Source organism: Actinotignum timonense, from assembly GCF_900155575.1.
GTDB lineage: Bacteria > Actinomycetota > Actinomycetes > Actinomycetales > Actinomycetaceae > Actinotignum > Actinotignum timonense.
The window spans coordinates 2,000,405-2,012,391 of record NZ_LT706966.1; the positions used below are offsets into that span (position 1 = coordinate 2,000,405).

Consider the following 11,987-nt stretch of genomic DNA (forward strand, 5'->3'; position numbering starts at 1 on the left):
TGTGCCCTTCTCATTGCGGCGCCCGCGATAGTGATCCCCCGCGAGCGATCTGAAGCTGGGGAAGTGCCTCAGAGCTCTCGCGAAAGACCGCCACCGCGATCACGCGATTCCTAGAAGAGGCCGGGAATGACCTCTTCCTCCCTATCGGCAAAAGCCGATTCTTGATCCTCCAGGTAGGCCGCCCACGCGGCGCTATCCCAGATTTCGACCCGGTTGCCCGTGCCGATAACCGCGAGGTTGCGATCCAGACTCGCGTAGCTGCGCAGCATTGCCGGGATGGTGATCCGCCCCTGCTTATCAGGGATGTCATCCACGGCGCCGGAGAGCAGCACGCGGGTGTACGACCGCGCCTCTTTGGACGTCAAGGGGGCTTTAGCCAGGGTTTGCTGCAATTCCACAAAATCCGCGAGCGGGAAAACGTAGATGCAGTGTTCCTGACCGCGCGTCATCACCAGTCCGCCCTGGAGCTGGTCACGAAATTTGGCGGGCAGGATGATTCGGCCTTTGTCGTCCAATTTGGGCTCATACGTGCCGAGGAACATCTACCGCACCCCCTCTCGTGGCGCTTGCCTCCACTTTACTCCACTTTCCTCCACCAGTTTGCCACGGCGGGGGTATGTCGCGCTAGTGATTCCTAGAAAAGCGCGCCAGAACACGGAAAAACGAGTGGAGCGCTGGTGGAGTGTGGTGGGGTGATCAGTGGTGAGTAATCCGTGGTGTAGGGCGCAGGAACAGTGGCGCCTGGAGTGCGTGGGGCGGTTGGCTCGCTTCGTGGAGCACCGTGGATGGCCCGGCGCGCCCCTGCCCGGCGGCGCCGTCGTACCTAAAAAGAAAAAGAAAAACGGTGAGAGGATCGCTATCCTCTCACCGTTATGGGTGCTGAGTTTGAGTTACCGGCCGGCTAGGCCGAAACCACAGAGATTCTAGTGCTCGCCGCGGCGGCGCTTTTCCCAGATTTCTTGCTGGCGCCGCATAAAGGACGATACGCCGCCCGGCCCGGACGACGTTGGCGCCCCGCCACCTCCGGCAGGCACCGCTACTTTCTCTGTGTGCACGCCCGCGAGCGCGTACCACACCGAGGCGAACATAATAATGACGCCGAGCAAACCGAGCCACCACATCTTCGGTGCGGAAATTCCGCCGATAAGAATGGCGATGCCCGCGACCAGCCCGAGAATCCCCAGTACGAGATTGCGCACGGACAGTTGCCGACTGATGGCTTCCACTTCCGGCGCAGCGGGCTTCATATTACGTGCGAAGCTGGGATCCTCGTTGGTGAGCTGCGCTTCCAGCTCCGCGAGCATCTTCTTCTCGTAGTCCGATAGGGCCACTGTGCCTCCTTGTTAATGTACTGCTGCCAGTCTACCGTGCGCGGCGCGCCAGCGTCACGATATGTTGTGTCACGATACACCGGTCTCGCGCACCGTGCGTCCGCCTGGAGCGGAGCTTCCCGGCGCCGCGCCGTCACGCTCCGTGCCGGTCCGTTCAGCCCCGCCGTTGTGCCCCGTTCCCGCACGTTCAGCCCCGCCGCCGCGCACCGTTCCCGGGGACTGCAAGAGACTTGCCGGGCCGAGCGCCCCGGCCCCGAAGCGCGAGCGCACTGCATCCATGGCGCTCTCAGCTTCCCCGCGGCGCGGATCGTCATCGAAAGCGAGCTGCTGGTAGCCGCCTTGCTCGCTCAGGTTCTCCACGCGCAAGCCCAGGAGCCGCAAGCCGGCGGCGGTCATCTCCACCCCGTCCAGAAGCTCGCGAGCGCGTTCGTAGATCTCGGCGGCAACCTGAGTGGCTTGTGGCAGTGTTGCCGAGCGGGTGATGGTGGTGAAATCCGGGAAGCGCACCTTAATGGCGACGGTGCGCCCCACCAGGCCTTTTGCACGCAGCCGGGCGGCGGTGTCATGCGCCTGGAAAAGCAGAATACGATGCAATTCCTCCCGGTCAGCCAGGGGGTCGAAAAAGGTTTCTTCGCGTCCGATGGATTTTTCCTCGCGGCTCGGGGTGACGGGGCGCGGGTCGACGCCGCTGGCCAGCTGGAAGAGGTGATCCCCGGCAACGGTGCCGAGGAGGCGGCGGAGCTGGTCCGGGCCGGCAGCTGCGACGTCGCCTACCGTTTCGATCCCGTGTAAACGCAACCGTTCTTCGGTGCGCCCGCCCACGCCCCAAAGCGCTCCGGCGGGTAAGTCGTGCAAAAATTCGAGGGTGGCCGCGGCGGGAATGAGGAGAAGCCCATCCGGTTTGGCGTGCGCGGAGGCAATTTTGGCTACGTGTTTGGTGGCGGCGATCCCCACGGAGGCCGGCACCCCAACCTCGGCGCGGATGCGGGCACGCAGCTGCTGGCCGATATGCACAGGTGAGCCGAAAAGCCGGCGCGCTCCCCCGACGTCCAGAAAAGCTTCGTCCACGGAAAGCTGCTCCACCAGCGGGGTGACCTCCCGCAAAATCGCCATGATTTTTTCCGAAACAACCCGGTAAAGCCCCAGGCGCGGGGTGAGCATAATGAGATTCGGGCAGCGCCGCCGCGCCTGCCCCACCGGCATCGCGGAATTCACCCCGAAGGCACGCGCCTCGTAGGACGCCGCCGCCACGACGCCCCGTTCCTGGCCACCCACCGCGACGGGGCGCCCGCGCAGCTCCGGGTGATCGAGAAGCTCTACTGATACGAAAAAGGCATCCATATCAATATGGAGGATGGGTGTTCCCGAATCGTCATCGCCCCAGGAATGGCGGGCGGCGCGTGATCGCGGTGCGCGTGACATGAGCCCTCCGTTCCCTCTCGCTCCATTTCCTCGGGTGCGGTGTCCGCGCGCCCGGGGTCGTTCACCCGGTTTCCGTGCGCCCAGTTTCTCTTCGCTCCGCTACGCTCGCGCACTCTCGCGCGCGGTTTCGTTTTCTGAGTTCCCCTCGCGAAGGCGCTCTCTCCATTAGGCTGGAACTGTGAGTGTGCCTACAGAACCCGTGCGAACTGATTATGCCCTCGCCGAACTGGATCGGCGCTCGGATCGCCCCTCCCTCGTGACGCTCTACCTGGACGGGGTGGAATCTTCCGCCCTGGACCTTGACGATCCCACGTATCTGGAATTCGAGTATATGCAACAGTTTAGGTGCATTCTCGAGGCCATGTACCCCAAGCGCGAGCCGCTGCGCGTGCTCCACCTGGGTGCGGCCGGATGTGCTTTCCCGCGCGCCCTGGATGCCGCCCGCCCCGGCTCGCGCCAGCTCGCGGCGGAAATTGACGGCAAACTCGCCACCTACGTGCGTGAATGGTTCGATCTGCCCCCGTCCCCGCGTTTGCGCATCCGGGTGCAGGATGCGCGCGTCACCTTGGATACCACGGCGGCACGGTGGGATGTGGTGGTGCGGGATGCTTTCGCTGACCGCGACGTCCCGTCCCATTTACGTACCGGCGACGCCGCTGCGCGGGTCGCCCAGGTTTTGCAACCGGAGGGCGTGTATCTCCTCAACTCGGTGGCCTCCACCGGCCTGACCCGCTTCGCGAATGAGTCACGGGCTCTCCTCGAGAATTTCGAGCACGTGCTGGCGATTATGGATCCGGCGGTGCTACGCGGGCGCCGTTTCGGCAATATTGTGCTGGCTGCCTCCCAGCGAGAATTTGCTTTCGCGCAGATCGAGAGGCTGGTGCGCCGGCTCCCGCTCCCGGCGCGCATGGTGGGGCGGGCGGATTTACGGCGCCGGGCCCGCGGCGCCATCCTCGAGAGCGATGCCGATATCGGCTACGTGCCCGCGAATGCCTAATCCGCGGCGTGCCGGCCGCGCGGGCGCTGCGGCGCCTGCTCCCCGCCATCCTCACCGTGGGCGTCCCGCTCGGCTCCGCTGCGCGTCTCACCCTCAGTCTGCGCCTCAGCTCCTGCTTGAGCCTCGCCTCCGGTGTGCGCCTCACTGCCGGGCTGGTGCCCATTGCTAGCGTGCTGCCAGGCGGCCCGCATATTTTCCAGGCGCTCCGTCAGCTGCGCCTGCTCGTTATCCGCGTGCTCCTTACGCTTGACCATCGAGGCATCCACTCGGGCGAGGAAACTTTCCGCGGCCCGCCCAATTTCATCAGCGCTAGGAACGGTGAGGGTATGCTGCGGGGCCTGGATAAGCCCGGGGTGCCCTTCCGCGCGATCATATTCGTGTTCCAAGGCCGCCACAATCTCCGCGAGCTGCTCATTCTGCTCGGTGAGCTGGGCAAGCTGCTCGGATTCTTCGGCGGCGCTGGCCTCCAGATCTCCCAGTGGCAAGCTCAGCCCGGCCGTTTTCGCGAGCATGGACAGCGCGCTAGCCGCCCCGGCCGCGTAATGGTGCCCGGCAATATACATGGGCACCCGCACCGTCACCGAGAACGTCGCCACGCCCATTTGCCCGAGGCTGTATTCCAAAAAATCAGAGAAAGAAGCCGGGTACCATACATCGGCTTCCAGGGCGGGAGCCACCGGATCGGCATTGCGCGTGCGGATGAGCATATCCGGCTGGCGGGTATGGGGCAGCGCACCGGCAACCGATCCGGCCCGGTAGAGCCGTTTCACCCCCAGTTGCGCGAATACCGCCATGAGCTCCGAATTGAGACCCTGCCAGCAAAAATCAGGTTCGGTACCGAGCAGAAGCAAAAAAGAGGTACCTTCAATATCTTTGGCGTGGAAGAGCCCGAGCGCGGGGATAGCAATATCTTCCAGAGCACCGTTGAGGTAGTGCACCCGCGGGCGCTGCGCCCGGTAATCGACCAGCCCGTCCACATTAATATCGGCCACCGGGCTGAGATCCAGGGTGTAGAGCTGGGAGGCAATAAGTTCGGAAACCGAACCGATGTCATTGATGGGATCGGTGAGATGAACGACGACGCTCTCGAAACGCTCCCCGTTCGCCCAGGAATCTTCATGTTTCCCCTCGCAGGGGTAAACGAAATAGTTCACCGTAATCCTCCTCCCTCTCCAGCTCGCTAGCTTCCCCTCCAGCCTAGACTACCGGCCTGGCCAAGTACCCTGGGCGCCGTCGTACCTCCATAACGGCAATCTCTACAACGAGACGCAAGCACACACGGTTCCGGTATTCGCCACCGGCTGATCACTGTCGTTCCCGTCACCGCACTATAGCGCGCTCCGGTGTTTTCCGTAATAATTGATTGTTACTTTTTTGCAGGACGCCACCCGATAGTTTTCGGTCATCAGGAGGAGCCGCTCGTGGTTAACGATCCTCACAGCGCGCGCGAGGACGCGATACGGGAAGAACAGCTTTTCGTGGACACTGCGTACCGTGCCCTTGACCGCCAGCGCGAGGCTTACGCCCAGCGCCTGGCCGCGGTTCGCAGTCAGAGCGGTCAGGAAAGCGCCGGTGAAATGACCGAGCGCGATTCCTTCGCCACCCATTACGAAGATAACCTCACCCGATTGCGGCGCGTGGAAAACCGTTTGGTTCTTGGGCGGCTCGATACCCGCGAGGGGGAAACGGATCACATCGGGCGTATCGGCTTGAAGGACGAGGCCGGGGATATCCTGCTTCTGGATTGGCGCGCCCCGCAATCCGAACCGTTTTATCGGGCCACCGCGGCCCATCCGGGGAAGGTACGGCGCCGGCGCCATATTCAGACGCGCCTGCGCACCGTGACCGGCGTGGAAGATGAGCTTCTTGATTCGTCGCAGGCCTCCTCGGACCTCAATTTGACGGGTGAGGGCGCCCTCATGGCGGCAATGAATGCGGCGCGCGACGGGAAAATGAACGATATCGTCGCGACGATTCAGGCCGAACAGGACCGTATTATTCGCGCCGATTCCAATAATGTGCTCGTGGTCCAGGGCGGGCCGGGCACCGGGAAAACTGCGGTGGCCCTCCACCGCGCGGCCTATCTTCTCTACACCCACCGCGAGCGCCTGGCGCGTTCCGGCGTGCTCATTGTGGGCCCCTCGCCGGTCTTTTTGCGCTATATCGATCAGGTGTTGCCTTCGCTGGGCGAATCAGATGTGGTGTCGACGACGATCGCCGGACTGGTGCCCGGCGTGACGGTCAGCGCCGTCGACACTGCCCCGGCCGCGGAGATCAAAGGGCGCCTGGTGTGGCGCACCATTGCCCCGCGGGCGGTGCGCACCCTCCTGGAGCGCCCGCTACGCCGCCCCGTGCGCATGCGCATCAGCGGGGTTGAGGTGCGGTTAACCCCGCAGGATGTGGAGAATGCGCAGCGGCGAGCCCGCCGCACCGGTAAGCGCCATAATGAGGCCCGCGATACCTACGCGAAATACCTCGTGGATGTATTAGCCCGCCAGGTGGCTGAAGGCCAGGACGTTGAGCTTTCGGAAAATCCGTGGATTATTGCGGACGTGGCGGAGAGTATTGACGCGCGCCGGGAGATTAATTTGCGCTGGATGCCGTCCTCCGCGGTAGCGCTGCTCGAGCGCCTGCTCACCAAGCCGCATCTCCTTGCCGAGGTAGCCCCCGAGCTGAGCGCTGCCGAGCGGGCCGCGCTCGCGCGCCCGGCCGGCCACGGTATTACTATCGCGGATATTGCCCTCATTGATGAATTCGCTGAGGTTCTCGGGCCTTTTGCCACCGACGCGGAGCGCCGCGCGCGGGCGGCTCGCGATGCGGCCGAGCGCAATCGGCTTAGCTACGCCGGCGAAACGATGGAGGCCCTGGGCGTGGGCGGCGGAATCGTGAGCGCGGAGCTGCTGGCCGAACGCATGGGCGGGCGCGGGGACGGAAGTTCGCTGGCCGAACGGGCCGCCGCGGATCGCACCTGGACTTACGGGCACGTGGTGGTTGATGAGGCTCAGGAGCTCTCCCCCATGCAGTGGGAGATGCTCATTCGGCGCAATCCCTCGCGTTCCATGACGGTGGTCGGTGACCTGGACCAGCGCCCCGATGGTTCGCCGCGCGCCGGCTGGGAAGGACTGCTGGGCCGCCTGGCTGACCGGGTGCGGGTGGAAGAACTCACGGTTTCCTACCGAACACCGGCCGTTATTTTAGATACCGCCGGTGCGGTGCAGCGCGCGGCCGGGGTGAAGGTGCGCCCCGTACGTGCGGCGCGTACCGAGGGCGGCGCCGTGGAGATCGCTGAACGTTGCGCGCCGGGAACTCTTGGGGCGGGCGCTATTGCGGCGACGGCGCAGGTGTGCCAGCGCTTGGATGCCCGCTACGGGCAAGCCGGTACCCTCGGGGTTATTGTGCCGGAAGCTCGGGTCGCGCAGGTGGCAGCGGCTATCGGCGCGGCCCCGGAGCTGGGTGAATGGACTGTGGATGTGACGGGGCGCGATGTCACAGCGCGTATCCAGGTTCTCACGGCGGTCCAATCCAAGGGCTTGGAATTTGACGCTGTTGTGTTGCTGGAACCGGCTGAGATTTTAGCCGAAGGGCCGGGCAATATTTACGTCGCGATGACGCGCCCCACCCAGCTGCTCTCCGTGGTTTCTGAAGGAGAGCTCCCGGCCGGACTCACCGCGAGCGCGGCGGATACAGGAGTCTAGCTGTACCGTGGAGCGCTGGCGGGCTTAGGTTCGCCGGCCGGGGTTCGCCGCGCGTGGGTTCGTAGGCTGCGGTTCGCCGGACATGGACCGCAGCTCCCAATTGTTACCACTATGATTGATTAGTCAATGCTGTGAGGCTGCCGTTCGGGTGGGTGAAGGAGTAGGAATGACCGTGAAACCTTGGCTGGATATTTACCCGGAGTGGGTGCCTTCCGATATCACGGTGGATGAGGAGACTTTAGAAGAGTCGCTCCTGCGCGCTGCTGACCGGTACCCCCATCGGGTGGCCTTGGATTTCCTCGGTGCGACGACGAGTTATCGCGAACTTGTTGAGCGTGCCCGCAAGGTTGCTACGCTGCTGCGTAATTTGGGGGTGCAGCGCGGGGATACCGTTGCTCTAGCTTTGCCGAATTGCCCGCAACATATGTATGCCCTGTGGGGTGCGATCCTGACGGGGGCAACCGTGGCGGAAATGAATCCGTTGGCCCCGCAACCCGAATTGCACCGCCAGATCGCTATGGTCGATGCACGGGTTGTTATCGCGTGGGAGAAAACCATTACCACGATGGCACCGGCCGCTGACGACCCGCGCCACTACTTCGCGGTTGATCTTTCCCGTGATTTGCCGCTCACGTCACGGATGCTTCTCAAGCTTCCGGTGGCCCAGGCCCGCACCCAGCGCGCTCGTTTGCGCGGGGAGGTTCCCCCTCATGTGGCTTCTTTTGATCGGGAGTGGCGGAAGGCGGCCCCGATGGATCTTGCAACGTTCCGTAAACCGCAGGCGGAGGACGTCGCTGTCTATATGTTCACCGGGGGTACAACGGGCAAGCCGAAAGCAGTTATGCTCACCCACCGGAATTTGGTGTCCAACCGTAAGCAGATTATTGCTTGGGTGCCTTTTGAGGCTGATCATCACGAGGTAATCGCGGGGGTACTCCCCCTCTTCCACGCCTTCGGTTTCACCCTCATGATGATGTGCGCCCTGGATCTGGCGGCTACCGCTATTTTCTTGCCGAATTTTGATATTCCGTCTCTCTTGGCTGCTCAGAAGCGCCGGCCCATGACGGTGCTGCCCGGGGTGACTCCCATGTTTTCTCGTATCCTTGCCGAGGTGGAGAAGCGGGAAGCCGCCGGCGAAACTATTGACCTGTCCTCGATTCGTTTCGGGGTGTCAGGCGCAATGGCGCTGCCGGATGAGGTGGCGCGCCGCTGGGAGGAACGCACCGGGGGCTTCCTCATTGAGGGATACGGGATGACCGAATCTTCTCCGGTGGTTTCCGGGTCTCCGATGAGTCCGGATCGGCGCCCGTCCACTTTGGGCGTTCCTTTCCCCGGCACCGAGGTACGTATCGCCAATCCCGATAATTTGGCGGAGGACGCCGTGGATGTGGGTGAGATTTTGGTGCGCGGCCCGCAGGTTTTCGCTGGTTACCTGGGTGAGCCAGAGGAAACGGCGCAGGCGATGTTCGAGGATTGGCTGCGCACCGGTGACCTGGGGCGCTGGGATGGGCCTTTCGTTGTTATGGCGGATCGCGCAAAGGAAATGATTAATTCTTCTGGCTTCAATATTTACCCTTCCGAGGTGGAAGAGGTTCTGCGCGGGATGCCGGAGGTGCGCGATGTGGCCGTTGTGGGGATTCCCGCTGCGGAGCGTGGCGAGTCTGTGGTAGCGGCTCTTGTTTTAGAGCCGGGATCAACGGTTGATCTGGCAGCGGTGCGCCGCTGGGCGGAGGGTAAGCTCGCCCATTACGCGATGCCCTCCTCCATCGCTCTTTTTGACGCGCTTCCCACGTCCCAATTGGGGAAAGTGATGCGCCGCTCGGTGCGCGAACAGCTGGATAATTTCGAGCTGAAAGCCGGCGTATGGGTGAAGAAAGCCGGCGCGGTTGCAGGTAGTGCTACTACTGCGGTGAGCGATATGACCCGTGAGACTTTCGAGCGGGTCTTGGCCGGGTTGGAGACCACATATAACCTGACTGTTGATCAGATTCAAAGCTGGGCGTCCAGTGTCACGAAGTCCGCGGCGGAAAGTGGCGATGTGGTACGCCAGTGGGTGGATAAAACGGCCCCCAGTGGCGAAACGATTGCTGCTTTTGTGCGCTCCGCGGGAGCCACGCTGGAATCTTTTGCCACGTGGGTGGTGCGTTCCGGTCACGACCTGGTTGCTGGCGCTACACGATCCGTCACACCCGCAGCGGAAGAAAAGGGTGCCACTGGAGACGACGCGACCGATCAGAAAGACCGCGCCAAGCCCGAAGAAACCGCATAGCCCCGGCCACCGGAGCACCCGGCGCTATCGGTAGTACCCTGCGCTGACGCTGCTTCTGCGCGCTTGGAACCGAGGTTGTGTATGAGGGCCGGGAGAAGCTCCAGTTGACGCTGCTTCTGCGCGGGTGGGCCCCTCAGGATTGGGGTTTCGAAAAATCCGGCGATTCGGATGCAACTGGGACATCCGGATCCTGGCGTAGATCTGCGATGGCTCGCTCGAAGTCGTCAATGGAATCGTAATTCGAGTAGACCGAGGCGAAACGCAGGTACGCGACCAGGTCAAGAGCCTTGAGCGGTTCGAGAATGGCAAGACCAATATCATGCGCATCAATCTGCGAGCTTCCCGAGGAGCGGACTTTTTCTTCCACTTGGGCCCCGAGCAGCGCGAGTTGATCTTCGGTAACCGGGCGCCCCTGACAGGCTTTCCCCACCCCGCTAATGATTTTCTGACGCGAGAAGGGTTCAGTAGCACCCGAGCGTTTGACAACCACGAGGCTGGCTGTTTCCAGCGTGGAGAAGCGCCGGTGGCAGTTCGGGCATTCACGACGACGGCGAATGGACAGACCGTCATCAGCGGTACGAGAATCAATCACCCGTGAATCAGGGTTGCGACAAAATGGGCAATGCACATTAATCATTCTAAATGTCTCAGCTATAATACGCCAACCGCGTAACTATGACAGATCCACTAGTGCTACCCGTGGTACTACCCGCACCGGCCGTGCTGCCTACACCCAGCCGGTAGCTCGGGACTAATAGCCTGGAATCTCCAGCACCTGGCCAGGAACCAGGTCATGAGAAGCGAGTCCGTTGAGATTGACAATATCCGCCACCCCGGTGGAAATATCCGGAACACCCGGGATGCTGGCAGCAATACTGGCCAGAGTATCTCCGCCTTGCACCGTTACCGTGGCCATTCCCGTTTCCAGGAAAGTGGTACCCACGATCATGGCAAAGCTGGCCAGCAGGAGGGTGACAGCGATAGTCAGTGCCACCCGCACCCCCATGCGAACAATGACATCCAGCGAAGCTGGAGCGGTACGCGAACGGACCGCCGCTGGCTCTGCACGTTGAGTAGCTGACCGGGCAATCGACTGCGGCGCAAAAGCCACCGGACGGCGCACCGCACCCAGGGCCGGCGTATTCCAACGCCGACGAGCTTGCACCACCCGCAGCGCGGTAACTGAAGCTCCCCCGCGGGCATCCCCTAGGACACCTGGGCGGGCATCCCCACGATCCTCCCCGCAGCGCATTTCTTCGCCGCGCAGCTCCTGGCGCGCAGCCGGGTGCTCACCCACCACCCGCAGTTTCGGGTGCCGCCGGCTGGTGTGAGCACGGCTAGTTTCCCGCGGAATCTCCTGGTATGCGACACTCATTTTCCACTCCTCGAACATTCGTTCGCCGAACATCTGTATGTTAGACTAGTACGACAGTGAGGGTTTGTCTAGAACGTTCGTTCGATTCCGTTCGCTTCGGTAACGTTCCGGGCCTCGCCCTCATAGAACTATTCAAACCCGCCCTTACGACATAAAAATCGGCACGAACTCTCGGGAGTGCATATGGATCGTCCTCAGCTCACAGCTCGCCAAGCAGAGATACTGGACGTTGTTATTAACGGGATCGTCACCCACCGCGTCCCCCCAACGGTGCGGGAAATCGGTGAGGAAGTAGGCATGTCCTCCCCTTCCTCGGTGAAATACCAGCTCGATGCACTGGAAGAAAAGGGCTATATCTCACGTAACCCGCGCCGGCCACGCATGATTGAACTCACAGAAGCGGGGCTCGCCCATGCCCGTAGTTCTCGCGGTGATTCAGCATGGGAAAGCACCTTGTTCCCGGTGGGTGAACCCGCTCAGAGCAGCCTGGAATCCGATGTTCCGGTTGATATTAGCGAGGCGATCAATGTTCCCGTCGTCGGGAAGATCGCGGCTGGGGCTCCGATTCTGGCCGAAGAACTCATAGAAGATGTTTTCCCGCTCCCGCGCCAATTGACCGGAACCGGTGAGCTTTTCACGCTAAAAGTGCAGGGCGAATCAATGATTGATGCCGCAATCTGCGATGGGGACTGGGTGGTGGTGCGCCGCCAGCCCACCGCGGAAAACGGGGAAATTGTTGCCGCCATGATCGATGGCGAAGCCACGGTCAAAGTCCTCCAACGCCGCGATGGCCACGTCACGCTACTTCCGTGCAACCCCGCCTACTCTCCCATTCCCGCCGATGATAGCGAAGTACTCGGCCGCGTCGTTATGGTGCTGCGCACCCTCTAAGCAGCCT

At 62.5% G+C, this 11,987-nt stretch carries 10 protein-coding genes; 4 read left to right on the forward strand and 6 right to left on the reverse strand.

Annotated features, from left to right (window positions below):
• Nucleotides 1-110 precede the first annotated feature (110 nt).
• The 3 genes from mraZ to CZ322_RS08545 form a co-directional block, all read right to left on the reverse strand.
• Nucleotides 111-542: a division/cell wall cluster transcriptional repressor MraZ gene (gene mraZ / locus CZ322_RS08535; RefSeq protein ID WP_087070949.1), complete on the reverse strand. Its 432-nt coding sequence runs from the start codon at nucleotides 540-542 to the stop codon at nucleotides 111-113.
• Between the two features lie 381 nt (nucleotides 543-923).
• Nucleotides 924-1,331, reverse strand: coding sequence for a DUF3040 domain-containing protein (locus CZ322_RS08540; RefSeq protein ID WP_087070950.1), 408 nt, complete (start codon nucleotides 1,329-1,331; stop codon nucleotides 924-926).
• Nucleotides 1,332-1,400: 69 nt separating this feature from the next.
• On the reverse strand, nucleotides 1,401-2,753 hold the full coding sequence (locus CZ322_RS08545; protein ID WP_234984518.1) for a DNA polymerase IV: 1,353 nt from the start codon (nucleotides 2,751-2,753) through the stop codon (nucleotides 1,401-1,403).
• 178 nt (nucleotides 2,754-2,931) lie between these two features.
• On the opposite strand from CZ322_RS08545, the gene CZ322_RS08550 reads away from it, so the two are divergent.
• Nucleotides 2,932-3,750 carry a spermidine synthase gene (locus tag CZ322_RS08550; protein WP_311370822.1) on the forward strand — a complete coding sequence of 273 codons (819 nt, stop codon included), beginning with the start codon at nucleotides 2,932-2,934 and terminating at the stop codon, nucleotides 3,748-3,750.
• Here CZ322_RS08550 and CZ322_RS08555 read toward each other — a convergent pair.
• Nucleotides 3,747-4,904 (reverse strand): PAC2 family protein, encoded by a 1,158-nt coding sequence (locus tag CZ322_RS08555; RefSeq protein ID WP_159455022.1) that lies wholly within the window; start codon nucleotides 4,902-4,904, stop codon nucleotides 3,747-3,749. The two genes, CZ322_RS08550 and CZ322_RS08555, sit on opposite strands and share 4 nt — an antisense overlap.
• A gap of 267 nt (nucleotides 4,905-5,171) precedes the next feature.
• On the opposite strand from CZ322_RS08555, the gene CZ322_RS08560 reads away from it, so the two are divergent.
• Both CZ322_RS08560 and CZ322_RS08565 read left to right on the forward strand, forming a co-directional pair.
• Nucleotides 5,172-7,445, forward strand: coding sequence for a HelD family protein (locus CZ322_RS08560; protein WP_087070953.1), 2,274 nt, complete (start codon nucleotides 5,172-5,174; stop codon nucleotides 7,443-7,445).
• Between the two features lie 166 nt (nucleotides 7,446-7,611).
• A complete protein-coding gene (locus tag CZ322_RS08565) occupies nucleotides 7,612-9,714 on the forward strand; it encodes an AMP-binding protein (protein ID WP_234984519.1) in 2,103 nt (700 codons plus the stop codon).
• Nucleotides 9,715-9,847: 133 nt separating this feature from the next.
• Here the strand turns inward: CZ322_RS08565 and nrdR are convergent, their stop codons facing one another.
• Together nrdR and CZ322_RS08575 are read right to left on the reverse strand one after the other, a co-directional pair.
• Complete coding sequence (nrdR, locus tag CZ322_RS08570) at nucleotides 9,848-10,351, reverse strand: transcriptional regulator NrdR (RefSeq protein ID WP_026428570.1); 504 nt, start codon at nucleotides 10,349-10,351, stop codon at nucleotides 9,848-9,850.
• Between the two features lie 114 nt (nucleotides 10,352-10,465).
• Nucleotides 10,466-11,089, reverse strand: a complete 624-nt coding sequence (locus tag CZ322_RS08575) for a LysM peptidoglycan-binding domain-containing protein (RefSeq protein WP_159455023.1) — start codon at nucleotides 11,087-11,089, stop codon at nucleotides 10,466-10,468.
• Nucleotides 11,090-11,272: 183 nt separating this feature from the next.
• Here CZ322_RS08575 and lexA point away from each other — a divergent pair, with 183 nt between their 5' ends.
• A complete protein-coding gene (gene lexA, locus CZ322_RS08580; protein WP_087070955.1) occupies nucleotides 11,273-11,980 on the forward strand; it encodes a transcriptional repressor LexA in 708 nt (235 codons plus the stop codon).
• Nucleotides 11,981-11,987 lie beyond the last annotated feature (7 nt).